A 23,636-nucleotide genomic window follows, 5' to 3' on the forward strand; every position below is an offset into this window, starting at 1 on the left:
CGTCGCGCCTCATCGTCCACGCGGCGCGCCGGCAGACATGCCGGACGGCATGACGCCCGGCGGCAGGGCGTTGCCCGATGCGGCCCGCGCGGGCGATGCCTGCTGACGCACTCCGGCAATCACCTGCTCGCCTTCCTCCAGACCCGACAGCACCTGTACCTGCACCCGGTTGCTCACACCCACCTCGATCTGCCGTTCCTCGATCTTGCCGTCCGGCGTCAGCACCTGGATCGTGGCGCGGCGCGGACCGCGGGGAGGGCGGCGAGCCGGTGTGTCGGCGTTGGCGGGAGGTTGGCCCGTCGAGGCGGCAGGCGGGGCGCCAGCCGTCGTGGCGGCGCTAGGTCGCGCGTTCGCACGGTCGCGCGAGCCCGGCACCCAGCCTGCCGACGCGCGGTCCGCACCGCGGTCGGTCTGGCCTTCAGTCGAACGACGCGGCAAACGCTCGCCGCGTTCGATGTCGGGGACCACGCGCGCTTCGCGGCCGGCACTGACGGGCGCATCCGCGCCTGCCCCGCGACCCGCGCCCGGTCCCTGCTGCATCTCCTCACGCCCGGCCCACAGGCCACGATTGCCCTGCTGGATCGCGGCCACCGGCAACAGCAGCGTGTCTTTCACCGCCATGGCGACGAAGAACACCTGCGCGGTCATCGACGTCATCAGTGCGCGATTGGCATTGGGCACGTCGAACAGCGCGTTGTACAGCACCACATTGTTGGTCACGGTCGGCGTCGGCTCGATCTTGCGCAGGGTGCCCCACCACCGTTGGCCTCCGCTGCCGAGCGTCGTGAAATACACGTCCATGCCCTGGCGCAGCTTGTTCACGTCCGCTTCGGACACCTGCGTCTGCACGGTCATGGTCGACAGGTCGGCGATCCGCAGAATGATCGGCGCCGACTGGTTGCTGTTCAGCGTCTGCCCCTGCCGCGCGGTGATCGACACCACCGTGCCGCTCATGGGCGCGTAGATCTTTGCGTAATTCAAGTTGGCTTCGTCGGCGCGCAGGGTGGACTCGGTCTGCTCGATCTGGGCCTGCAAGGCCGCGATCTGCGCACGCGATGACTTCAGGGCGGCCTCGGCTTGCTGATAGGCGTCGGCACTCGTGGCCCCTTCGGCCCGCAAAGCCTCCTGGCGTTTGAATTGCAGTTCGGCCAGCACGAGTTGCGCTTCGCGATCCAGCTTGGTGGCCTTCTGATTGCGCAGGCCCGCGCGCCGCGCATCCACATTGGCCAGGAACACGGTCGGGTCGATCTCGGCAAGCAGATCGCGCTCGGTCACCACCGATCCGATCTCGACATGGATCTTCTTCAACTGACCCGACACCTGCGCGCCGACGTCCACGTAGTCACGCGGCTGCAGCGTGCCCGTGGCCGACACCAGGTCTTCCAGATCGCCTCGCGTGACCGGCACGATCTGGTACAGCTCCCGCGGGCTCTTGGCCGCGAACATCTGTTTCCATGCGACGTAGCTGCCCGTACCCAGCACGGCAAGGATGACCGCGGCAATGACGGCGCGGCGCCCTGGCCGGGCATGCGATCGCGGGCGAGGGCGGGCGGTTGAAGGGGAGGCGGGTCCGGGCATGGGCGTCAACGCGGCAGTCGATTCAAGAAGACGCGATGCCGGTATGGGCGCCGCGCAAGGATGAGCGGCGCCAGTGTGCGCAATGGCCGTACGTAACGCAATGCTTCAGGGCATCGCGAAATTCATTGAAATAGGTTTCAGCAAAAAAGGCCAGGACAGGGAGTCAGCAACCTCAATACGGGCTGGCGGTCGGGCGCACGATGATCTCGCTCACGTCCACATCGGCAGGCTGGTTGATCGCGTATTCCATCGCACGCGCAATCGCATCGGCGGGAATAGCGACACGGCGGAAGGTACGCATTTCTTCACGGCCGCCTTCATCCGAAATGCTTTCGGCCAATTCAGATTCCGTCACCCCGGGAGAAATGACAGTGACGCGCAGGTCCGCACCGGCTTCCTGCCGCAGTCCTTCCGACAACGCGGCCACCGCGAACTTGGTTGCGCAATACACCGCCGCGGTCGGGCTGACGGCATGGCCGCCGATCGACGAGACATTGATCACGTGCCCCGCGCGCTGCGCCTGCATGATCGGTAGCACGGCCGCGATGCCGTGCAGCACGCCGCGGATGTTCACGTCGATCATGCGATTCCATTCATCGATCTTCAGTGCGTCGAGCCGCGACAGCGGCATGACTCCCGCATTGTTGACGATCACATCGATCCGTCCAAAGCGGCGCCGCGCCTCGGTGGCGAAGGCCTGCACGCTGTCCAGTTGCGTCACATCCAGCGCCTGCACGTGCACCGTGGCGCCGGTGGCGCGCAGGTCGTCGGCCAAGGCGTGCAGCCGATCGACGCGGCGTGCCCCCAGCACCAAGGTATGGCCGGCCTGCGCCAGGCGGCGTGCTGTCGCTTCGCCAATGCCGCTGCTGGCGCCGGTGATCAGGATGACCTTGCGGTCAATGTTGTGAACGGACGAGGAGGTCGGTGAGGTCATGGTTCGGATCCTTGAAGTTTCATGCGAACGGCACCCTGCCGTTCACCAAGGCCTCCATCCTAGGATCGCCATGCCCCTGTGCGAATGGCCAGGGCTATGGAAGTCTTGCCTATTCCTCTTCGACCAGGCATTTATTCGCCGATCGCTTACGATTTCATGGCACATTTCCATGGCACACACCGTGCATCCCTGGCAGAACCACCATGACTTCTTCGTCCGGCACCCCACAGCCCGCCCACCCCGACGGCCTTAGGCAGGAATCCGCGTCTGCGTGTGAGCCCTTGCGGCCTCACGTTGCGGCATCCTTGTCGCCCTCTGCCCGCCAGCAGCGCATGATCGATCTGCTGAAGGAACTCGCGCCGGCCGAGGGCTACACGCAGTCCCCGCTGGACAGCGTGCGCTACATGCGCGCGAACGGCCCGCTGGGCCGTACGCCGGTGCTGTATGAGCCCAGCATCGTTATCGTGTGCCAGGGCCGCAAGCGCGGCTTCTTTGGCGATCAGGTCTTTGTGTATGACGCGCAGCACTACCTGGTGCTGTCCGTGCCGCTGCCGTTTTCCACCGAGACCGAAGCCACTGCCGACGAACCCATGCTGGGCGTGGCCCTGCGCATCGACCTGGCCATGCTGTCCGACCTGCTGATGACGCTGGACCATGCCAACGTCGCGATCGCCGACGCGCCGCGCGGCATGGTCGCGACCCGGCTCGACGACCGGCTGGCCGCGGCCGCATTGAGACTGCTCGAAGCCTTGCGCTCGCCCATCGAAACACAAGTGCTGGGTCCCGCCATCGTGCGCGAGATCGCCTACCTGGTCCTGATAGGTGAACAAGGGGGCGCCTTGCGGGCCGCGCTGACTCACCAGGGGCAGTTCGGCAAGGTGGCGAAAGCGTTGCGGCGTATTCATGCCGACTTTGCGTCGTCACTCGATGTCGGCCTGCTGGCGCGCGAGGCGGGCATGAGCGAACCGGCGTTCCACGCGCATTTCAAGGCCGTCACGCACACGTCGCCCATTCAATATTTGAAGTCGACGCGGCTGCATCAGGCGCGGCTGCTCATGATCCGCCAGGGGCTGACGGCCGCGGCGGCGTCGGCGCGAGTGGGCTATGAAAGCCCGTCGCAATTCAGCCGCGAATTCAAACGCTTTTTTGGCCGCAGTCCGGTGGAAGAGGCGGGCTATATGAAAACACTGTTCGCGCTGACACCCGCCCGGCCCGAACAGCGTTACGTGACGGCGCATTGATCGCGGTCGCCATCCTGGCCGCGTGTAATGGCGCCCGGCCGCCATTACTTTTGGACAGACCCCCGCATCGCCCTTTGCGGCACAATCTCAGTCCACTCATGAGGTGCCAAACAGCGTGCTGGATTTTCTTCTCGACCGGGCCCGGGTGCCTGTGCCACCGACTTCTCTCGAACTGCGCATCGCCGGCCGCGCCTGCGGCTGGGTCGCGGCAGACGTTCCGGCACTGCTGACCGACCTGTCCGCCGACTTCGTGCTGGACGACAGCACGTTGCACTTCCTTCCGGCTCAGGCGCAGCTGGTGCGAGCCTTGGGCTGGCCCACCGCAACCGTCAGTGCGCTGATGGAACGCGCGGCCAAGGCACTGTATGCGGCCGGCCGCCTGACTGGCTGGCGCAACGAACTGCTCGATGTGGTCGATGACAAAGGCGAGGTGTGCGGCGTGATCGAGCGCGCGGCCGTCAGGCCCTTGGGCATTGCCACCCATGCGGTGCATCTGGATGCGTGGACCCCCGACGGCGACCTGTGGATCGCACAGCGCGCGTTGACGAAGAACACCGACCCGGGCATGTGGGACACCTTGGTGGGCGGGCTGATCAGCGCGGGTGAAACGCCCGAATTCGCACTGGAGCGCGAAAGCTGGGAAGAGGCCGGACTGCACGCGCAGGCGCTTGCCAACAGCCACCGGGTGGGCCAGTTCCGGGTCGAACGCGTCCTGCCCGAGGGCTATCAGGTCGAGATCGTGACCGTGGTTGATTGCGTGCTCGACCGGGATGCCCGGCCAGAAAACCAGGACGGCGAAGTCATCGCGATCCACGCTGCGCCCGTCAAGGAAGTGCTGGGGATGTTGGCCGACGGCGCATTCACGCTCGAAGCGTCCTTGTCCTTGCTGTTGAGCCTGGACGCCCGGGGGATCCAGACGGGCGTTGAACGGGAAGCCCTCAGGCGTCTGGCATTGCCACGCTGATCGCGCATCGCGGGAACATTACAGCCGCTGCCGGGGCACCAATGCATGGGATCGCGTGATGACCCCTTTTTGCGTGATGACCCCCTCTTGCATGACACCCCCTCTTACATGACGCTCCCTCTTGCGTGACGCTCCCATCTTATTGCTGCGCCTGCTGCTGCGCCTGGCGCGTGCGGTGTTCGAACCAGACGGCAAGCGCCCGCTGCGCCGGTTTGGGCAAGGTCTCGAGATCGATTTCGCGCTGATGCGCCATGATCATCTGCGCATACGGCGTCGCCAGCGCATTGGCTTCGGCGCACAGCCGCAGCTCTTCTCCGGTCGACGGATGGCGTTGCCGCCAGAAGTTGATGGCGTGTTCGATGTCGTTAAGGGTCATGTGCATGCGCCTATTCCAGCCCTTCACGCGGCACCCGCGCAACAGCGCGTCACATTTCGACATGGTCGAAACACAAACCTGCTGAGCTTGTGCACGCCGGAAACAGCCTTGGAACAGGCTTGGATGTACCTTACGTGAATCTTACGTGTGGAGCTTCATCATGTCCCCATTCAAACGCATTGGCGCCCCATTCCCTGTGTTGAAGCGCGAACGCGGCGCAGCCTCGCTGCATCCCTTGATTGCCGCGGCAGCGGTTTGCCTGATCATCATGTCGGGCGTGGCGGTCGCGGTCATGACGGGTGTCCTGCCTTCCCCAATGGCCAAGTCCGGACCGGAAAGCCAGCTCAGCGCAGAAGCGCGCGAGCGGGAAGCCGACACCGTCGCCAGCCGTTTCGGCAAGAGCTCCCCAGCGACCGCCGCCGCGCCCGTGCGCAGCGCGGCGCCCGTCGAACGTGCCCCGGTGGCGCGCGCTCCGGAACCCGCGCCTGAACGTGTGGCGGCCGTCAATCGCTGCTCGGATTGCGGCGTGGTCACCAGCGTGCGCGCGGTCAAGGTCGAAGGCCAGGGCAGTGGTGTCGGCGCGGTGGGTGGTGGTGTGGTCGGTGGTCTGGTCGGCAACCAGTTCGGTGGCGGCAATGGCCGCACGGCATTGACCTTGTTGGGCGCGGCCGGCGGCGCACTGGCGGGCCACGAAGTCGAAAAGCACGTGCGCAGCACGACGAGCTACCAGATGACCGTGCGCATGGACAACGGCACGACCCGCACCTTCCGCAGCGCCTCGCCTTACAACTGGCGCGAAGGCGATCCGGTGCGTGTGATCAATGGCCGCGTCAGCTCGCGCAATGTCGAGTCCGGCATGCAGTCGGTTCGGGTGAACGACGCGGGGTAGGCAACGCACTTGCGGGATCGGCGGAAGACCGGGCCGACTGCCGCGGCCGCTGCATTCGTCAGTGCCCCGAATCGATCATTGGGAGCTTGCAAGATCCGTTCAGTGCACTGGCGTCACTTGCGCTTGCGGGCCTTGGGCGCCAGCATCGTGCCCCGGCAATGCGCCGACCCGCACAGGCACTTGTACTCGTCCTTCAGCTTCTGCGTGTAGCGCGCGTCGATCACCAGGCCGTAGTCGTAGAACAGTTCTTCGCCGCGCGGAATCGGTTGCAAGGACACCACGAAGATGCGGCCATCATCGGTCTCTTCCGTCTCGCAATTGGGCTCGCACGAATGATTGATCCAGCGGGCATCATTGCCGCCCTGGCTGCCATCGATCACCTTGCCGTTGCCCAGCGCAAAAAAGAACGTGTGGAACGGATCGTCCGGATTGACCGGATGACGGCGGTCCGCTTCGGCGCTGCTGATCAGCTCGCCGATGTATTCCATGATCCGCACGCCCGCCGGGATCTTGCGTTTGGCATAGATGCCATTGCCGTGGATCCGGGAGCGCTTGACCACATGCCAGGGCTTGGGCGGAATCCCCATTGCGTCGAAGGTATCGTTCGCATCGCTTGACGTGTCGGCCACGGTATCGGCGGACGTGTCGTCCGGCATTTCGGCGGACGACTTGCGGGAAGAAGAAGCAGGCTGGCTTGTCATTGACGCATCAAGATAAAAAGCGCTGGAAAACGAAAGAAAACAGACCCGGCATCATCACCTTCGGTCAATGCGCCGGGTTGGCGGATTGTCGCATGGCATATCGCCTGCGCAGTCGATAAGTTGGCGACGGTACGGCGCGATCAGTGCAACACGCCCCACCGTTCCACGGCCGGCTCGGCAGCGGCCCATTGCCATGCGCCGCTCGAATGCTGGCAGACCTGCGTCGTAAACCACTGCCACGTGATCGCATCCTTCTTGCCGCCTTCGACCGACACCGCCACTTCCTTGCAGGGCGCCAGCGCATTGTCGATGTTGCGCAAGACCGTGACCTCGCCCCGCGCGTCGTTGTAGGACAGACGGTGATGCACCGACCACAGCCGGCTCTCACCCACCTCCATCTGGCCCGCCGCCTGCGCAACCTGGTCCTGCTCGGCCCGCTGCATGTCGCGGAACACCTTGGCCACGCCCGCGTCGGTCGCGGACCGCACGGCCACGCCCACGCCGATCCCGATCGCCGGGTTGCCCGTGGCCGCGCCCGTCATGATGCCCGCCGCGGCGCCGGTAAAGCCGCCGATCGATCCGCAGCCGCTCAGCACCACTGCCGCGGTCGACATCGATGCCAGCATGACCGCGGCACGGATCCACCGGCGGTGGGGTGGGCGCCCGACACGCGATACGGCGGGGATCACTGCAGAGCTCCCCAACGCTGCGTCGCCGGTTCCGCCGACGCCCATTTCCACGCGTTCACGTCACGGCAGATGGTCGCCACATAGAAGCCGCTGCGAGGCACTTCGTCCTTCACGTCATCCACGGAAAACACGATCTCCTTGCACGACATGGCGCCCGATCCCATCTCGCGGTTGACGGTCACGCGGCCGCGCACGTTGGGTTCAATCTCCAGCCGGTGATAGCTCTCCCACTGCGCCACCTGGCCCACCGCCAGGTTGCCCGCGACCTGCGCGATACGGTCCTGCTGATTGCGGTGATACCGTTTTTCGACGTGCTTCACGCCCGCTTCGGCCGCGGCCAGCACGCCCAGGCCGATACCCGATGCGACGGTGGCATTGGTCGTGACCTGCGAGGCAATGGCCGCGCCGCCGATACCCGCTGCGGTCGACGCACCCTCATGGAAAAGAGAGCTGCACGCACTGGTCGACAGCGCCGCGATCAATGTCAGGGCAAGCAGCGGGACCGATGGCAGGCGGCGTGCGTCGGCAGTGCGGATCGCCGGCCGGGCGGTGATGGGGGGCATTGAACGACATGCTGACCTCGTGGGTATTGGGTGAAGACGCGGAATGAAGACGCGGGGTAAAGCCACGCGGCATGAAGACACGCGAGGGAAACGTACAACGGGACAACCCCGTTGAACCGTGCAGCAGACAACGGGCAACAACGGGCGCGCAGGAGCGCATTGAGTCTACCCCGTGCATCCGGATTGCACTGTGGTGCGCACCCGTTCAGGACGCTACCGGGTTGTAAGGAGAGCAGGGGGATGTGTTGCTGATGGTTAGAGCGCTCAGTGTCTTGCTCTGCAATGGAAGGGCGCAAGGCGCAGGAGGACGGCCAAGGGATTGCCAGCCAATAGGGTCATGGCGGGCAGCGGCGATACGGCGCGGCCGGTGCGCGCCCTGACGACAATAAAAAGGCCCGCGCATGCGCACGGGCCTTGCTGAGTCGTCCGCCTGACGCGTTACGCCGCGGCTTTCTTCACAGCCGCCTTTTTGGCTGGCGCTTTCTTCGCTACGGCTTTGGTGGCTGGCGCCTTCTTGGCGGCGGCCTTCTTGACGGCGGTCTTCGTCACCGAGGCCTTCTTGGCCGCCGTCTTCTTGACCGGCGCCTTGGCGGCTGCCTTCTTTGCCGGCACGCGGCCCGTGCCCGCTTCGGCCGTGTCACCGTTCGCGGTCTTGGCCGGCGCCTTCCCCGGCTTGGCCGGACGCGGCTCGAACTCGAAACCGACCTTGCCGTCCGGGCCGCGCGTCAGAAACGCCTTGAACTTGCGGTTGGTGCGGCTGGACACGAAATTCTGCAGCAGATCGGTGCGGCCTTCATTCAGCAGCTTGCCCATCTGTTCGGTGGAAATGTCCTGCTGCAGGATCACCTTGCCCGACTTGAAATCGCAGCTGCGCTCGGGTCCCACCGACTTTTCGCACAGGTAGCTCATGCCCCATTCGAACACGCGGTGCGAGCACTTGGGGCACGGGCCGACTGGCGTGTGGCCGGAAAAGTCGATGGCTTCGGCGGCTTCATCATCAGCCTGGCCAAAGTCGAATTCCAGCTTGTACTCGTCGGTAATGCGCAAGATGGCCGAAAAGGGGCGGCCCATCTTGCTGATGAACCCGTTAAGCGGGCCGATCTCTTTCTTGGCCAGCAATTCTTCGACTTCCGACTGCTCGAAGGTGCGGCCGCCCGGATGCTTGCCGATCGAAAAATCGCACGCCGTGCAGGCATAGCGGCGGTAGTTTTCCTTCACCACCTTGCTGCACTTGGGGCAGGGCGTAGTCAGTGTCGCGTAATCGCCCGGCACCGTATCGCGGTCGTATTCCTTCGCACGCTTGACGATCACTTCCGTCATCCGCGCGATTTCCTGCATGAAGGCTTCGCGCGCCAGCTGGCCCTGTTCGATCTGGCTGAGCTTGTGTTCCCATTCGCCCGTCAATTCCGGCGACGTCAGTTCGTCCACGTCCAGGCCCGACAGCAGCGTCATCAGCTGGCGGGCCTTGGCGGTGGGCACCAGTTCGCGCCCTTCACGGCGCAGGTACACCTCGTTGATCAGGCCTTCAATGATGCCCGCGCGCGTGGCCGGCGTGCCCAGCCCGCGCGCCGACATGGCCTCGCGCAATTCTTCGTCTTCCACCAGCTTGCCGGCGCCTTCCATGGCCGACAGCAGCGTCGCTTCGGTGTAGCGCGCCGGCGGCTTGGTCGCCAGGCCCACGGCCTCGACGCTCTGCGTCTTGACCTTTTCGTCCGGCGCCACGGCCGTCAGGGTCGCGTCTTCGCCCACCGTGTCGCGGCCATACACCGCCATCCAGCCCGGATTGACGAGCACCTTCCCTTCGGTCTTGAAGCGATGCGTGTTGACTTCGGTAATGCGGGTCGTCAGCAGGAATTCGGCAGCCGGGAAGAACACGGCCAGAAAGCGCTTGACGACCATGTCGTACAGCTTGGCTTCAGCCTCGCTCAGTTCGCGGGGCGCCTGCAGGGTCGGGATGATGGCAAAGTGATCCGACACCTTCTTGTTGTCGAAGATGCGGCGATTGGGTCGAACCCACTGATTCTTGATGATCGTCGATGCATGCTGCGCATACGCCGGCTTGCCCTCGGTCAGCGTCTGCATGGTCTGCTGGACCGTCTGGAGATAGTCCTCGGGCAGATAGCGCGAATCGGTCCGCGGGTAGGTCAGCGCCTTGTGGCGTTCATACAGCGTCTGCGCCAGCGACAGGGTGGTCTTGGCCGAGAAACCGAAGCGCGAGTTGGCTTCTCGCTGCAGCGTGGTCAGGTCATACAACAGCCCCGACAGCTGGCTCGACGGCTTCGACTCTTCCGTCACGGTGCCTACGCCGTCACGGCACGCCGCGACGATCTCGTCGGCGGCGGCCTGGGTCCAGACACGCGAGTCCCGCTTTTCCGGGTCCAGCGGATCCTTGGTGTGCTTGGGGTCGAACCAGCGGCCTTCATAGGTGCCCGCCGCCGCGGCGAACTGCGCGCGGACTTCCCAAAAGTCGCGCGACACGAACTTGCGGATGCGCTCTTCACGTTCGGCCACGATGGCCAGCGTAGGCGTCTGCACGCGGCCGACCGGCGTCTTGAAGAAGCCGCCGTCCTTGCTGTTGAAGGCGGTCATAGCCCGCGTGCCGTTGATGCCGACCAGCCAGTCGGCCTCGGCGCGCGACCGTGCCGCCGCTTCGAGCGGCTGCATGATGGCATCGCTGCGCAGGTCGTTGAACGCGTCGCGGATCGCCTGCTGGGTCATGGACTGAAGCCACAGGCGCTGGATCGGCTTGTTCGTCTTGGCGTACTGGACGATGTAGCGGAAGATCAGTTCGCCCTCGCGTCCCGCGTCGCAGGCATTGATGACGGCATCGACGTCCTTGCGTTTCAACAGGCGCACCAGCAGCCGCAAGCGTTCTTCCGAGCGCTTGTCGGCAGGACCCAGGCCGAATTCAGGCGGGATCACCGGCAGGTGCGTGAAGCTCCACTTGCCCTTGACCGGGTCGTTGGGTGCGACGAGCGTCAGCAGGTGGCCGACGCTCGAAGAAAGGACGTGTTCGTCGCTTTCGAAGTATTCGCCCTCGCGCTTGAAGCCGCCCAGGGCTCGCGAAATATCCAGCGCTACCGAGGGTTTCTCGGCGATGATCAGTGTCTTGCCCATTGAAATCCAGTTGAACAGAGCCGACGCCAAATAAAGTGCGTCGAAGCGCCGGATGATACGGGGGATTTTTAAGCAGTGCAAGTCGGGGGTGCTCGGCGTGGCCGGCACCGCACGGCAGCGAGTGCGGAAAATCAGTGGATCTGGCGCGCGCTGCCGTCTTCGAGCAGCTCTTCCAGGATCAGGTTGTCGATCTCGGTTTCCTGGCTCCACAGTACCATCAGCACAATAATTTTGAGTTTTTCGATGGGTACCGGGGATTCGACGAGCGCAGTGGCCCGGTCGATGATGATCTCGCGCAGGGGAGCCGACAGGACGCCGGCAGACTCGAGAAAACTCACAAACCCGATCGCCTCGGAACCCAGCGCGCTGTATTCCGCATCGGCGTAGATGCGGGTGCTGTGGCTCGGAACCAGGGCAAGATCGACGCAACGATGCGTGGTTTCCGCCAGGCCTGACAGCCACGACAGCGCATCGTCGATCTCGTCGTCTTCGAATCCGGCAGCGGCGAGCTTTCGCGCCAGCGTATCCGGATCCGGACAGGCTTCCGGCGTGAAGTAGTTCTCGAAGAGGTAGACGAGAATATCGAACATATATCACAGTAAAGGCTCGCTTCACTCTACGCTGAAACGCCGCCCTAGGCAAATATGCGACACCGCATTGCGTGGTTTGCATAGCCGGCGTGGTGTTTTTGGCATCAGGCATGAACGGCATCCTGACCGCTGTCCTTGCCTTCGGGACCCGCTGCCTGCGCCTCTCGTGCCAGTTGCGCGGCCAGTGCCTTGGCGATCGGGCCGGCAAGCTGAAAACGGCCGCCCGCCAACCGGTGCACCCGATCGCGCAGTTCGAGCGGCAGCAGCCGCGCCAGAACCTCCTGGATGGGCGCACCCAGGCGATAGGCAAGCATGTCCGGGGTGACAGGCCCAAAGCCCATGGCCCGCAGCAGGGCCAGGTCTTCGGGCGACAACGAAGGCAATGCCGGGGCGGCGGGTGTGCCTGGCCTGCCGCCAGCGCCATTCGGGCGGTGGCTTGCCTGATCGCCTTGCCTGCCATGGCCATCACCCTGGGTGGTTGCCATGGCGCCGGCAGGCGCACCCGATGGCAACGGCGCCTGGGCCGCACCTGACGCGTTGGTCAGCTCATCCACGATGTCCTGCGAACATTCCACCAGCTTCGCGCCTTGCCGCAGCAGCAGATGGCAGCCGCGGGACAGCGGCGAATGGATGGATCCTGGAATCGCAAAAACGTCGCGCCCGATGTCGGCAGCGATCCGTGCGGTGATCAGCGACCCGCTGTGGGTAGCTGCCTCGACCACCAGGACACCTTTCGACAGTCCGGCCACCAGCCGGTTGCGGCGGGGAAAGTGGTGGGCAAGGCCACGCGTCCCGAGCGGCAGTTCGGACACGATGGCGCCCTGGTCGGCGATACGCTGGGCCAGCGCGTGGTTGCTTCGCGGGTACACCACGTCCGCCCCCGTGCCGACCACCGCCAGGGTGCCCCCGCCATCCGCCCCCGCCGCCAGGGCGCCTTCATGAGCCGCGGCATCGATGCCCAACGCCAGCCCGCTTACGATCGTGTAGCCAAGACGCGCCAGATGCCGCGCGAACTCGCGTGCGTGGCCTACGCCGTCCGGCGTGGCGTTGCGCGAGCCCACGATGGCAAGTCCGTGACGTCCCAGCAGCGAGGGCAGTCCTTTGACATAAAGCAGTGTCGGGGGATCGTGCGTGACGAGCAGCGCGGGCGGATAGTGCCGGTCATTCAGTGTCATCAGGTAGTGGCCAGGCTGATCGGCCCACGCCAGCGCGTCGTCGATACGCCTGCGGGTGGCGTCGTCCGCCGGCGCCGCCAGCTGCCGCGCCAGGGGAATGGGCAGTTTGGCGGCCAGGGCATCGAGATCGTGGGCATACAACTGGTCGGGCAGCCCGAACTCCTGAAGGAGGTGGTAGGCGGTAACCGGGCCCACGTTTGGTTCGAAGGACAGCCGCAACCACGCGGCCAGGGAATCGGAAACGGAAGCAGAAGGCATGGCAGGACGGACGCCGGAAAGTCGTGAACGGTCGGGCATGACCGGGTCCGTCACTAGACCATGGCGGGTCCGCCGCGCGGGGCGGTTCCGGACAGAAGTGTCCAAGGCCACTTGTACGCATGGACATTAACCTCCCGACGCGGCGGACGGCCCGATCGAAGTGGCTATACTTTTTCTGTCTGGCCACGGCGTCCGTGTGCTGGCACGACACAAGGATTAGGGGACAGCATGGGCCACATGGCCACCGGGATCCGGACCTACACGATGCAGGAACGGGCGCAGCACCTGGATTTCGACATCCGGCGCGAGAACGCCCGTGATCCGCTGGCCGCGCCGCATCGCCATGCCTATTTCCAGATCCAGATCAACCTGGCGGGCGACACGCAGCAGCACATTGGCGCCACCGTGCGGCCGTTCCTGCCGGGCATGCTCTCGTTCGTGCTGCCATACCGCATGCATTGCGTGCCGCATCCGCCCGGATCGCTGTATTACATCCTGAGCTTCGGTCAGCGCTTCCTGCGCAGCGACCTTGACGTCGATCCGCTCGACCTGGAAGACGTTCCGCTGGCCCGGGCGCCCGAACTGGCGCCGTTCCTGGCGCAGGAATCCATGGACTTCCAGCTCGACGGCTCGGACCGCGCCGACATGCTGCAGCTATGCGAACAGATGCTTGCCGACAACGCGCAGCGCGGCTTCTACACGCTGGAAACGCTGCGCGCCCGCTTGCTGCTGCTGATTGGACTGGTCTGCCGCAAATACGCTGGCCGGATCGAACAGGCGGCCGGCGCGGGCACGTCGCATCACGGCCGGCGCGAGGCCATGGCTCGCGTGATCCGGCATATCCGCGAGCATCTGGCCGAACGATTGACCCTGGACAGCGCGGCCGCCGCGGCCTGCCTGTCCCCCAACTATCTTGCTCACCTGATCAAGAAAGAGACTGGCCGGACCTTTGTCGACCTGGTTACCGAACGGCGGATCGAGCGGTCCAGGGAACTGCTCATGCAGACGTCCTTGCGGGTATCCGATATCGCGCGGCAAGTCGGTTTTGCCGACGAGGCCTATTTTTCCCGCCGATTCCGCCAGGTATGCGGCGCCAGCCCGGTCGCCTTTCGCGCCTTGGCCCGCCAGGCGGTGGATCCCCCGGTTTTGTCCAAGCGAATCACACATGCGTCCCTGTCGCCGTCGTCCGAAGACCGATAAGCTGGCATCCACATTCAACGACCGGGTGGCAGGCCGCCCGGCAGTCCTACAGGAAATGTCATGAATTTCGTCATCCCCCAGCCGTCCATCGCCGCGATTCCCGTGGAAGGAACCGACGCCGTGTTTCCGGTGCGGCGGATCTGGTGTGTCGGCCGCAACTTTGCCGACCACGCGCGCGAAATGGGCCACGACCCCGATCGTGAACCGCCTTTCTTCTTCTCCAAGCCGTCCGACGCCGTGGTGCCCAACGGTGGCGACCTGCCGTTCCCGGTACAGACGCAAGACCTTCACCACGAAGTGGAATTGGTCGTGGCGTTGGGCAAGGGCGGCACCGACATCAATGAGGCCGACGCCCTCTCGCACGTGTTCGGCTACGGCGTAGGCATCGACATGACCCGCCGCGACATCCAGTCGGTGGCCAAGAAAATGCAGCGTCCCTGGGAACTGGCCAAGGGCTTCGATCAATCCTGCCCGGTGTCCGCCCTGAAACCCGCCAGCGAGATCGGCCATCCGGACGCAGGCCCGATCTGGCTCAAGATCAACGGCGAGATCCGCCAGGAAGGCGACCTGAACCAGCAGATCTGGCGCGTTGAAGAGACGATTGCCTACCTGTCGCGTTTCGTGACCCTGGAAGCTGGCGACATCATCCTGAACGGCACGCCCGCTGGCGTCGGCCCGTGCGTGGCCGGCGACACCCTGCACGCGCATATCGACGGCGTGGGCGACCTGACGGTGCATTACATCGCACGTTAAGCCCGGCGCAGGTCAGGCCCATCGGCAAAGCGCCGCAGGCCGGCCTGCCCGCAGCCTGATGAACCGGGGCAGCGGCGTAGCCGCCCCTGGGCTTTGCAAGGCCCAGGGGCGCTGGCGCACGCCCGCGCGTGGACGCTTGTGGTATCTTGGGCTTGCAATCAGGGGGTTTGCCCCCCATTTTCCAGTATCAAAGATCCCCCAAGAATCGTTGTTGTCGCCATGGCCCTGCTTCCTATCCTGACCTATCCCGACCCGCGCCTGCACAAGAAAGCCAAGCCGGTGGCCGTCGTGGACGACCGTGTCCGCCGCATTGTGCGCGACATGGCCGAGACCATGTACGACGCGCCTGGGGTCGGTCTGGCAGCGACCCAGGTCGACGTGCATGAGCGGATCGTCGTGATCGACGTGTCCGAAGACAAAAGCGACCTGCTCGTCCTCATCAATCCGGAAATCACCTGGAAGAGCGACGACACCAAGGTGTACGAAGAAGGCTGCCTGTCGGTGCCTGGCATCTACGATGAAGTGGCGCGTTCGTCCCAGATCACCGTCCGGGCGCTGAACGAGAAAGGCGAAGCCTACGAGTTCGATGCCGAGGGCCTGCTTGCGGTCTGCGTCCAACATGAACTCGACCACCTCGAAGGCAAGGTGTTCGTGGAATACCTGTCCAACCTGAAGCAGACGCGCATCAAGACGAAAATGCGCAAACTCGAGCGCCAGCCCGCTTAATCATTTTCAGATTCAGGATTCAGATGCGCCTGGTTTTTGCCGGTACGCCGGAGTTTGCCAGGGTGGCGTTGCGAGCCCTGATCGACGCCGGTCATGACGTCGCCTTGGTGCTGACCCAACCCGACCGTCCGTCCGGTCGCGGGCTCAAACTCACCCCTTCCCCTGTCAAGGCGGCCGCGCTCGAGGCGGGCATCGCCGTGGCGCAGCCGCGCAGCCTGCGCCTGGATGGCAAGTATCCCGACGAAGCCCGCGCCGCCCACGAGACCCTTCAGGCAGTCAATGCGGATGCGATGATCGTGGCGGCCTACGGACTGATCCTTCCGCAATCGGTGCTGGACCTGCCGCGCCTGGGCTGCCTGAACATCCACGCCAGCCTGCTGCCCCGCTGGCGGGGCGCGGCGCCCATCCAGCGCGCGATCGAAGCGGGCGACGCCGAAACCGGCATCACCATCATGCAGATGGACGCCGGCCTGGATACCGGCGACATGCTGCTGGTGGCCACCACGCCCATTCTGCCGACCCAATCGGCAGGCCAATTGCACGACGTGCTCGCCACGCTGGGCGGTACGGCGATCGTCGATGCCCTGGCGCGGCGCGAGGAGGGCGACCTGCCCGCCATGCCGCAGCCGGCCGACGGCGTGACCTACGCCGCCAAGCTGGACAAGGCCGAAGCGCCGCTGGACTGCACGCAGCCGGCGGACGTCCTGGCCCGCCGCGTTCGCGCCTTCGATCCGGTTCCGGGCGCGACCTTGCGGCTGCCGATGCTGCCCGACCCCGTCAAGGTTTGGAAGGCCATGGCGCTGCCAGGCGTGGCGTCGTCCGCCTCCGCCGACAGCGCATCCCGCACCCCGGGCGCCGTGGTGCGCATGGCAGGCGATGGCATTGACATCGCCACGGCCGACGGCACGCTGCGCCTGCTCGAACTGCAGAAAGCCGGTGGCAAACGCCAGCCGGTCGACGTTTTTGTTCGTGGCCTTGGTGGAGGAACGCCCTGATGTCGTCCACACCTTCCCAGCCTGGCCCGGCCGCGACCGGTCAGTCCGCACCGCTGTCTGAGATCCTGCTGGGCGCCGCCAAGGCGCTGCAGGCCGTGCTGGCCGGTACGTCATTGACCGACGCGATCGCCAGGACGCCTGCCGCCAACCGGCCTGCCGTCCAGGCCGTGTCCTTTCATGTGATGCGGCAACTGGGCCGCGCGCGCGCAGTCAAGCAGGCCCTGATTCCCCGCAACCCCACCGACCCCCTGCTCGACGCGCTGTTGCTGGTGGCCTTTGCGCTGGTGGTGCCGGGCGACGGCCTGGAGCAAGCTGCAGGAGCAGCGGGTGCTCACTATGCGCCGCATACGGTGGTGGATCAGGCGGTCCGGGCTGCTTCTGGCCAGCCTTCTTTGGCGTCCTACAAAGGACTCGTCAATGGCAGTCTGCGCCGCTTCCTGCGGGAACGCGACGCAATCATGAACGGGCTCGCCAACAACGGTGAGGCCACCTGGAATCATCCGTCCTGGTGGGTGCGCCGCCTGCGCATCGATTACCCCGACAACTGGCAGGACCTGCTGCGCACGGCCAATCGTCAGGCGCCGCTGACCCTGCGCGCCAACCGCCGCAAAATGTCGCGTGATGCGCTGCGGACCGCATTTGAAGAACAAGGCATTCCTGTCACCCCCGCTGGTGACGACGGCCTGGTCGTGCTGCAAGCCCGTCCGGTCCAGCAACTGCCTGGCTTTGCCGAAGGCTGGTGGTCGGTGCAGGATGCCGGGGCGCAGCTCGCCGCGCCCCTGTTGCAGGTCAAGGACGGCATGCGGGTGCTGGACGCCTGCGCCGCGCCGGGCGGCAAGACCGCCCACCTGCTCGAACAGGCGGATATCGACCTGCTGGCGATCGACGTGGACGCCATGCGCCTGCGCCGCGTGGATGAAAATCTGGCCCGACTGGGCCTGACGGCACGTACGATGGCTGCCGACGTTGCGGACGTGGACGCCTGGTGGGATGGCAAGCCTTTTGACGCCGTGCTGGCCGACGTGCCTTGCAGTGCGTCGGGCATCGTGCGCCGTCACCCGGATATCCGCTGGCTGCGGCGCGAAGAAGACGTCACCCGCACCGCGGCGCTGCAGGCCAGGCTGGCCGATGCGCTGTGGCGGGTGGTCGCCCCCGGTGGTAAATTGCTTTACGTGACGTGCTCGATATTTCCTGCCGAGGGCGCGCGGCAGGCCGAAGCTTTCCTGACCCGTCACCCCGATGCGACCCGGTTGCCCGCGCCCGGTCAACTGCTGCCCAGCCCCGTCTCCGCGCCGCCTGGCGAGCAGCACGACGGTTTCTTTTACGCGTTGTTCTCCAAGGTGTGAGACTGCTACGCATCGTTCGCTTCCTGCTGGTGGCCGCTGCCGTCATGCTGCTTCTGGGTGGCAGAGCCGGCGGCGCCGATGCACCCATGGTCCAGGCGGTCTCGCTGGCCGAACGCGGCCGCGATCTGGTCCTGAACGCCGACGTCTCGCTCAACCTCAATAATCAGCTCGAAGACGCCGCCGAACGCGGGCTTCCCCTGTTCTTCACGGTCGAAGTCGAAATCAACCGGCCGCGCTGGTACTGGTTCGACGAAACCGTGCTGACCGCCACGCAGACCTGGCGCATCGCTCACAATCCCCTGACCCACCAATGGCGCGTCAGTAGCGGCAGCCTGGCCCTCCCGGTCAGTTCGCTGTCGGAAGCGCTGTCGGTGGTGCGTCACGTCCGCAATTGGCGGATTGCCGACAAGGACGCCTTCAAGCCCGGCGCCAATCACGAAGGCCGCATGCGGGTGCGTTTTGACGTCTCGCAATTGTCCAAGGCCTTTCAGGTGAATGCGCTGAACAGCAGTGACTGGTCTCTGGCCACCCCGTGGACGGAATTTTCCACCCAGGTCGTGCGCGAAACGCTGCCGCCGGTGCCTGTCGCGCCTGCAACGGCGGCTCCGAGCCCTGTCCCCGACCGGCCGGCCGACAAGGCGAACGACAAACCCGCCGACAAAGCCACTGACAGGCCCGTCGACAGAACCAACGACAGGCCTGCCGACCGGCCCAATGGCGCGGCGTCGCCCCCCGGCTCTTCGCCCAGCATGAACCAGACCCCGGGCGGGACACTGAACGCGCCGTCCTTGTCCAACGGGTCGTCCAGCCTGGGCCTGACCCTGCCCGACGGCACCCGCGGCACCGCCAGCGGCAGCACGGTACTGCCCAATGCCGGCAGTCCCAACGGTCACGCCACCCCTGCCGGCACGCCGCCGCCCGAGGCCCCATGAGCCGGCTGATGCGCATTCTTCTTGGCATCGCCGCGGTCAGCGCGCTGGCGCTGCTGTTCCTGCTCGCCTGGTCCACCGGCAATTCCAGCCGCCTGGAACAGCAATACAACGTGCTGCTGGGATTGAACGGCGTCGTCGCCCTGATCCTGTTCCTGTGGGTGGCGGCGCTGGCGTTGCGGTTAAAGAGCCAGTTGCGCAAGCGCCAGTTCGGCGCCCGGCTCACCGCCCGCTTCGCGCTGGCCTTTGCGCTGGTGGGCGTGGTGCCTGGCGTGCTCATCTATATGTTGTCGGTCCAGTTCCTGTCGCGTTCGATCGAATCGTGGTTCAACGTCCGGGTCGACGCCGCGCTGGAATCCGGCCTGAACCTGGGCCGGGCCGCCCTCGATTCGCAGCTGCAGGACCTGAATGCCCGCGCGCGCACCATGTCATTGGAACTGGGCGATACGGCCGACGCCAGCATGTCCATCGCGCTGACGCGCCTGCGGGAACAGGTGGGTGCGCAAGACGCCATGGTCTTTACCGCAAGCGGCCGCATCATCGCGTGGTCCACCAGCGTGTATGGCACCCTGGTGCCCGACAGCCCGCCGCCGCAGATCCTGCGCCAGCTGCGCATCTCGCGCGGGTACTCGGCCGCCGAAGCCAACAGCGTCCCCAGCACCCTGACCCTGGAAAGCGAACAGGGCCCCATGGGCACGACGCGCGATGCGCAGAACACCGATGCGCTGCGGCTGCGCGTCATCCTGCAGATCGCGCCACAAAGCTCGCTGGACCTGCCCACCGTGTCGCCGGCCGAATCGCGCTACCTGCAACTGCTGCAGCCGGTGCCCGAGCAGATCGCCCTCAATGCCGAAGAAGTCCAGGCCGGCTATCGCGACTACCAGGAACTGTCCCTGTCGCGAACCGGCTTGCGCAAGCTCTATGGCATTACGTTGACCCTGGCGCTGTTGCTGGCCATGTTCTCGGCCATCGGCGCGGCGTTTGCGCTGTCGTCCCGCCTGGTGCGCCCGCTGCTGCGCCTGGCCGAAGGCACGCAGGCCGTGGGCGTGGGCGATTTCCGGCCCATTCCCGAGCCGCCGTCCAAAGACGAAGTCGGGCAGCTGACCCGGTCCTTCAACGCCATGACGCGTCAGCTGGACGACGCCCGTCACATGGTGGAAACCAACCGCCGCCAGCTGGAACGCACCAACGTCTACCTGGAAAGCATCCTGTCCAACCTCTCGTCGGGCGTGCTGGTGTTCGATGAAGCCTTCCGTGTTGCCACCGTCAATCATGGCGCGCAGCGGATCCTGCGGGTGGACCTGCGCGCGGTCGCCGGCCGGCCGCTGGAAACGGTCGACGGCCTGACCACCTTCGCCAATGTGATTCGTACCGCCTTTGCCGAACATGCGGCGGCCGACACGGGCCGCACCCACTGGCAGCAGCAGTTCGAAATCGTTCGCGCGCCCACCGGCGACACCCCGTCCGGCGGGGCGGGCGAAGGTAACATGTCGTCCGCCCGGCCCGACGACAATACGATTACTCTGCTGGCTCGAGGATCGCATCTGCCGGTCAACGGTGGGAGTGGGGGCTATGTGGTGGTGTTCGACGACATTACCGAAGTGATTTCCGCCAACCGGGCCGTGGCGTGGGGGAAGTGGCGCGGCGCCTGGCGCACGAGATCAAGAACCCGTTGACGCCGATCCAGCTCTCGGCCGAGCGCATCGCGATGAAGCTGGCCGACAAGCTGGAAACGACCGATGCGCAAATGCTGCGCCGATCGACTACGACCATCATCAACCAGGTCAGTTCGATGCAGCGGATGGTGGACGACTTCCGTGAATACGCGCGGACGCCGCCGGCGCAGATGCAGCAACTCGACCTGAATGAACTGGTGGCCGAAGTCCTGACGCTGTATGGCTGGGACAGCACTGACGGCATGCTGCGCGATGGCGCGCGCCCGACCTTGCTGGCTGTCGACCTGGCGCCGGGGCTGCCGAAGATCGAAGGCGATGCGACCCAGTTGCGGCAGGTGATACATAATCTGATTGCCAATGCCAAGGACGCCATAGAAGATAGGGCAAAGGACATGGCTAAGGCTGAGGAGGCGGGGCAGCCCAGGCAGGTCTTGGAAGAGCGGGTGGGCGTCAGCACGCGGCTGATCCATACGCGGCTGCCGGATGGCCGGGAGCACGCAACGGTACGGCTGATGGTGACGGATACGGGCGCGGGATTCGCGCCACGCATACTGCAGCGGGCCTTCGAGCCCTATGTGACGACCAAGGCACGGGGGACGGGGCTTGGCCTGGCGATCGTGAAAAAAATTGTCGAAGAGCACGGCGGTCGCATCGACCTGGCCAATCGGCCAGAAGGCGGAGCGATGGTCTCTATACTTCTTACCAAGCTGGTGGATGAGGCAGTGGCGCCGGGATCTGCCCGGTTGACCGTGGCAGCAGGGTCGCAATCCGCGTAACAGAGGTTTCTAAAAATATGGCCAGAATTCTAGTGGTCGACGACGAAGTCGGCATTCGCGAACTCCTGTCGGAGATCCTCTATGACGAGGGTCACACGGTGGATCTCGCAGAAAACGCCGCCGCTGCGCGCACGCTGCGCAACCAGCATCGGCCTGACGTGGTATTGCTCGATATCTGGATGCCTGATACCGACGGCGTGACCCTGCTCAAAGAGTGGGCGTCGCAAGGTCTGCTCGACATGCCGGTCATCATGATGAGCGGCCACGCGACCATCGATACCGCCGTCGAGGCCACCCGCATTGGCGCGACCGACTTCCTTGAAAAGCCGATCACCATGACGCGGCTGCTCAAGACCATTGCGTCGGCGCTCGACCGCGGCCGCGCGGGCCCCAAGCCCGTTGCGCAGCCGGTCACAGCGATCCGCAGCAGCAGCCCGCCGCCGTCGTATGTGCAGCCGCCCATCCTGACCACCGGGTCGGACTACGGCCGCGCGCCGATCGGGGCGTCCAGCGCCGCCGAATCACTGGCCGAAATGGGCCAGGTCGGAGGCGGCGACACCCGCCCGCGCCAGCCCTTGCATGAACTGTCGCTGGACCTGCCGCTGCGCGAAGCGCGTGACGCGTTCGAGCGCGTGTACTTCGAGCATCATCTGGCGCGCGAAGGCGGCAGCATGACGCGCGTCGCCGACAAGACCGGCTTGGAACGCACCCACTTATATCGCAAGCTCAAACAACTGGGCATCGAGCTGTCCCGCAAACGCAGTCTATGAAGATCCTGATCCTCGGCGCGGGCCGGGTGGGAACGAGCGTCGCCGAAAACCTGGTGTCCGAACACAACGACATCACGGTCATCGATACCGACGGTCCTCGCCTGGCCCTGCTGCAGGAACGGTTCGACCTGCGGGTCGTGGTCGGAAGCGGCATCCACATGTCGACCCTGGAGCAAGCCGGGGCGCGTGACGCGGACATGCTCATCTCGTGCGCCACGGCCGACGAAACCAACCTGGTGGCCTGCAAGATCGCCAAGCAGGTCTTCAATGTCCCGCGCCGCATTGCGCGGGTCCGCTCCCCCGAATTCCTGGACAATGCCTCGCTGATGGGTGACGACGGCTTTTGCGTCGACAATCTGATCTGCCCGGAACGCAGCGTCACCAGCTATCTGACCAACCTGATCGCGATCCCCGAGGCCTTGCAGGTGGTGGAATTTGCCGAAGGCCGGGTCAGCGCCGTGACCGTCCGGGCGCACGCGGGCAGCCCGCTGTGCCAGCATCCCATCGAAAGCCTGCGCGAACACATGCCGGGCGCCGACATCCGCATCATTTCCATCTTCCGGCAAGGCGAGCTGATCACGCCCGAAGGCCGCACGGTCATCCAGCCGGGGGACGAAGTCGTCTGCCTGGCCGCGACCCACGAAGTGCGGCGGCTGGTGCGCGAACTGCGCGAACGCGACAAACCCGTGCGGCGGCTGATGATCGCCGGCGGCGGCAACATCGGGCTGCGGCTGGCGCGCGAAATCGGCCACCTGTACGAGGTCAAGCTGATCGAGCAGAATCGCCGCCGCTGTGAATACCTGGCCGCGCAGGTGCCCAGCAAGACGCTGGTGCTCAATGGCGACGCCACCGACGAGGACCTGCTCGAAGATGAAAACGTCGGCGACATGGACCTGTTCCTGGCGCTGACCAGCGACGACGAAGACAACATCATGTCGTCGCTGCTTGCCAAACGGATGGGCGCGCGCCGCGTGATTGCCCTGATCGGCCGCAAAAGCTACGCCGAACTCATGGAAGGCGGCCGCATCGACATCGCCATTTCGCCTTCCGAAGCCACCATCGGCGAATTGCTGCGGCATGTGCGCCGCGGCGACGTGGTGGCCGTGCACCGGCTGCGCCATGGCGTGACCGAGGCCATCGAGGCCATCGCCCACGGCGACGCCAAGTCCTCCAAGGTGGTGGGCCGGCGCATCGAGCAGATCAAGCTGCCCGACGGCGCGATCATCGGCGCCATCGCGCGGTCCGATGCCGTGCTGATGGCGCACCACGATACGGTCGTGCAGTCCGGTGACCATGTCATCGTGTTCGTCACGCACCAGCGCCTGGTCTCCCAGGTTGAAAAGCTGTTCCAGGTGTCGGTTTCCTTTTTCTGAGCGGCTTCGCCCGTCCC

General features: G+C 65.4%; 20 protein-coding genes and 1 pseudogene. 12 read left to right on the plus strand and 9 right to left on the minus strand.

What is annotated here, in order from left to right; translation table 11 throughout:
- Positions 1-9: 9 nt before the first annotated feature.
- Positions 10-1,578 carry an efflux RND transporter periplasmic adaptor subunit gene (locus tag ACNANG_RS12620; RefSeq protein WP_420223233.1) on the minus strand — a complete coding sequence of 523 codons (1,569 nt, stop codon included), beginning with the start codon at positions 1,576-1,578 and terminating at the stop codon, positions 10-12.
- 172 nt (positions 1,579-1,750) lie between these two features.
- Positions 1,751-2,512 (minus strand): SDR family oxidoreductase, encoded by a 762-nt coding sequence (locus ACNANG_RS12625; protein WP_420223234.1) that lies wholly within the window; start codon positions 2,510-2,512, stop codon positions 1,751-1,753.
- A gap of 332 nt (positions 2,513-2,844) precedes the next feature.
- Between ACNANG_RS12625 and ACNANG_RS12630 the strand changes: the two genes are divergently transcribed.
- On the plus strand, positions 2,845-3,753 hold the full coding sequence (locus ACNANG_RS12630; protein WP_420223235.1) for an AraC family transcriptional regulator N-terminal domain-containing protein: 909 nt from the start codon (positions 2,845-2,847) through the stop codon (positions 3,751-3,753).
- 115 nt (positions 3,754-3,868) lie between these two features.
- On the plus strand, positions 3,869-4,717 hold the full coding sequence (locus ACNANG_RS12635; RefSeq protein WP_420223236.1) for an NUDIX hydrolase: 849 nt from the start codon (positions 3,869-3,871) through the stop codon (positions 4,715-4,717).
- Between the two features lie 139 nt (positions 4,718-4,856).
- Here ACNANG_RS12635 and ACNANG_RS12640 read toward each other — a convergent pair whose 3' ends face one another.
- Entirely contained in the window at positions 4,857-5,099 is a 243-nt protein-coding gene (locus ACNANG_RS12640) for a DUF3717 domain-containing protein (protein ID WP_420223237.1), read from the minus strand.
- 154 nt (positions 5,100-5,253) lie between these two features.
- Between ACNANG_RS12640 and ACNANG_RS12645 the strand changes: the two genes are divergently transcribed.
- Complete coding sequence (locus tag ACNANG_RS12645) at positions 5,254-5,982, plus strand: glycine zipper 2TM domain-containing protein (RefSeq protein WP_420223238.1); 729 nt, start codon at positions 5,254-5,256, stop codon at positions 5,980-5,982.
- Positions 5,983-6,095: 113 nt separating this feature from the next.
- On the opposite strand, the gene ACNANG_RS12650 is transcribed toward ACNANG_RS12645, so the two are convergent.
- The 6 genes from ACNANG_RS12650 to dprA all read right to left on the minus strand — a co-directional run bounded on the left by ACNANG_RS12650 (position 6,096) and on the right by dprA (position 13,075).
- A complete protein-coding gene (locus tag ACNANG_RS12650) occupies positions 6,096-6,569 on the minus strand; it encodes an SET domain-containing protein (RefSeq protein WP_179588476.1) in 474 nt (157 codons plus the stop codon).
- Positions 6,570-6,823: 254 nt separating this feature from the next.
- Complete coding sequence (locus ACNANG_RS12655; protein ID WP_420223239.1) at positions 6,824-7,372, minus strand: hypothetical protein; 549 nt, start codon at positions 7,370-7,372, stop codon at positions 6,824-6,826.
- The gene (locus ACNANG_RS12660) at positions 7,369-7,935 is read right to left on the minus strand and encodes a hypothetical protein (protein ID WP_420223240.1); all 567 of its coding nucleotides are present in this window, start codon (positions 7,933-7,935) and stop codon (positions 7,369-7,371) included. Before ACNANG_RS12660 ends, ACNANG_RS12655 begins: the two co-directional genes overlap by 4 nt.
- Positions 7,936-8,373: 438 nt before the next feature.
- Positions 8,374-11,052, minus strand: a complete 2,679-nt coding sequence (locus ACNANG_RS12665; RefSeq protein ID WP_420223241.1) for a DNA topoisomerase III — start codon at positions 11,050-11,052, stop codon at positions 8,374-8,376.
- Between the two features lie 131 nt (positions 11,053-11,183).
- Positions 11,184-11,642: a DUF494 family protein gene (locus ACNANG_RS12670; protein ID WP_420223242.1), complete on the minus strand. Its 459-nt coding sequence runs from the start codon at positions 11,640-11,642 to the stop codon at positions 11,184-11,186.
- A 104-nt stretch (positions 11,643-11,746) separates the two neighbouring features.
- On the minus strand, positions 11,747-13,075 hold the full coding sequence (dprA, locus tag ACNANG_RS12675) for a DNA-processing protein DprA (protein ID WP_420223243.1): 1,329 nt from the start codon (positions 13,073-13,075) through the stop codon (positions 11,747-11,749).
- A 228-nt stretch (positions 13,076-13,303) separates the two neighbouring features.
- Between dprA and ACNANG_RS12680 the strand changes: the two genes are divergently transcribed.
- The 9 genes and pseudogenes from ACNANG_RS12680 to trkA all read left to right on the plus strand — a co-directional run bounded on the left by ACNANG_RS12680 (position 13,304) and on the right by trkA (position 23,619).
- Positions 13,304-14,275: a helix-turn-helix transcriptional regulator gene (locus ACNANG_RS12680; protein WP_420223244.1), complete on the plus strand. Its 972-nt coding sequence runs from the start codon at positions 13,304-13,306 to the stop codon at positions 14,273-14,275.
- A gap of 60 nt (positions 14,276-14,335) precedes the next feature.
- Positions 14,336-15,028, plus strand: a complete 693-nt coding sequence (locus tag ACNANG_RS12685) for a fumarylacetoacetate hydrolase family protein (protein ID WP_420223245.1) — start codon at positions 14,336-14,338, stop codon at positions 15,026-15,028.
- Positions 15,029-15,247: 219 nt separating this feature from the next.
- Positions 15,248-15,754 (plus strand): peptide deformylase, encoded by a 507-nt coding sequence (def, locus tag ACNANG_RS12690; RefSeq protein WP_420223246.1) that lies wholly within the window; start codon positions 15,248-15,250, stop codon positions 15,752-15,754.
- Positions 15,755-15,777: 23 nt separating this feature from the next.
- A complete protein-coding gene (gene fmt, locus ACNANG_RS12695) occupies positions 15,778-16,749 on the plus strand; it encodes a methionyl-tRNA formyltransferase (RefSeq protein WP_420223247.1) in 972 nt (323 codons plus the stop codon).
- Positions 16,749-18,095 carry a 16S rRNA (cytosine(967)-C(5))-methyltransferase RsmB gene (gene rsmB, locus ACNANG_RS12700; RefSeq protein WP_420223248.1) on the plus strand — a complete coding sequence of 449 codons (1,347 nt, stop codon included), beginning with the start codon at positions 16,749-16,751 and terminating at the stop codon, positions 18,093-18,095. The genes fmt and rsmB overlap by 1 nt, the downstream gene beginning before the upstream one ends.
- Positions 18,092-19,027, plus strand: coding sequence for a DUF4390 domain-containing protein (locus tag ACNANG_RS12705; RefSeq protein WP_420223249.1), 936 nt, complete (start codon positions 18,092-18,094; stop codon positions 19,025-19,027). The genes rsmB and ACNANG_RS12705 overlap by 4 nt, the downstream gene beginning before the upstream one ends.
- Positions 19,024-21,476: pseudogene (locus ACNANG_RS12710) on the plus strand (ATP-binding protein). The gene ACNANG_RS12705 and the pseudogene ACNANG_RS12710 overlap by 4 nt, the downstream one beginning before the upstream one ends.
- Before the next feature lie 17 nt (positions 21,477-21,493).
- Positions 21,494-22,246: a response regulator gene (locus ACNANG_RS12715; RefSeq protein WP_420223250.1), complete on the plus strand. Its 753-nt coding sequence runs from the start codon at positions 21,494-21,496 to the stop codon at positions 22,244-22,246.
- Entirely contained in the window at positions 22,243-23,619 is a 1,377-nt protein-coding gene (gene trkA / locus ACNANG_RS12720) for a Trk system potassium transporter TrkA (RefSeq protein ID WP_420223251.1), read from the plus strand. The genes ACNANG_RS12715 and trkA overlap by 4 nt, the downstream gene beginning before the upstream one ends.
- Positions 23,620-23,636: the final 17 nt, after the last annotated feature.

Source organism: Pigmentiphaga litoralis, assembly GCF_048632615.1.
GTDB lineage: Bacteria > Pseudomonadota > Gammaproteobacteria > Burkholderiales > Burkholderiaceae_B > Pigmentiphaga > Pigmentiphaga litoralis_B.

Excerpts from the sequence above, each read along its gene's own strand:
- ACNANG_RS12640 (WP_420223237.1), bottom strand. The coding sequence starts at position 5,099 with ATGCACATGACCCTTAACGACATCGAACACGCCATCAACTTCTGGCGG.
- ACNANG_RS12650 (WP_179588476.1), bottom strand. The coding sequence starts at position 6,569 with ATGGGGATTCCGCCCAAGCCCTGGCATGTGGTCAAGCGCTCCCGGATC.
- ACNANG_RS12660 (WP_420223240.1), bottom strand. The coding sequence starts at position 7,935 with ATGCCCCCCATCACCGCCCGGCCGGCGATCCGCACTGCCGACGCACGC.
- dprA (WP_420223243.1), bottom strand. The coding sequence starts at position 13,075 with ATGCCTTCTGCTTCCGTTTCCGATTCCCTGGCCGCGTGGTTGCGGCTG.
- rsmB (WP_420223248.1), top strand. The coding sequence starts at position 16,749 with ATGTCGTCCACACCTTCCCAGCCTGGCCCGGCCGCGACCGGTCAGTCC.
- def (WP_420223246.1), top strand. The coding sequence starts at position 15,248 with ATGGCCCTGCTTCCTATCCTGACCTATCCCGACCCGCGCCTGCACAAG.
- fmt (WP_420223247.1), top strand. The coding sequence starts at position 15,778 with ATGCGCCTGGTTTTTGCCGGTACGCCGGAGTTTGCCAGGGTGGCGTTG.
- ACNANG_RS12665 (WP_420223241.1), bottom strand. The coding sequence starts at position 11,052 with ATGGGCAAGACACTGATCATCGCCGAGAAACCCTCGGTAGCGCTGGAT.
- ACNANG_RS12645 (WP_420223238.1), top strand. The coding sequence starts at position 5,254 with ATGTCCCCATTCAAACGCATTGGCGCCCCATTCCCTGTGTTGAAGCGC.
- trkA (WP_420223251.1), top strand. The coding sequence starts at position 22,243 with ATGAAGATCCTGATCCTCGGCGCGGGCCGGGTGGGAACGAGCGTCGCC.
- ACNANG_RS12625 (WP_420223234.1), bottom strand. The coding sequence starts at position 2,512 with ATGACCTCACCGACCTCCTCGTCCGTTCACAACATTGACCGCAAGGTC.
- ACNANG_RS12715 (WP_420223250.1), top strand. The coding sequence starts at position 21,494 with ATGGCCAGAATTCTAGTGGTCGACGACGAAGTCGGCATTCGCGAACTC.
- ACNANG_RS12685 (WP_420223245.1), top strand. The coding sequence starts at position 14,336 with ATGAATTTCGTCATCCCCCAGCCGTCCATCGCCGCGATTCCCGTGGAA.
- ACNANG_RS12670 (WP_420223242.1), bottom strand. The coding sequence starts at position 11,642 with ATGTTCGATATTCTCGTCTACCTCTTCGAGAACTACTTCACGCCGGAA.
- ACNANG_RS12680 (WP_420223244.1), top strand. The coding sequence starts at position 13,304 with ATGGGCCACATGGCCACCGGGATCCGGACCTACACGATGCAGGAACGG.
- ACNANG_RS12630 (WP_420223235.1), top strand. The coding sequence starts at position 2,845 with ATGATCGATCTGCTGAAGGAACTCGCGCCGGCCGAGGGCTACACGCAG.
- ACNANG_RS12620 (WP_420223233.1), bottom strand. The coding sequence starts at position 1,578 with ATGCCCGGACCCGCCTCCCCTTCAACCGCCCGCCCTCGCCCGCGATCG.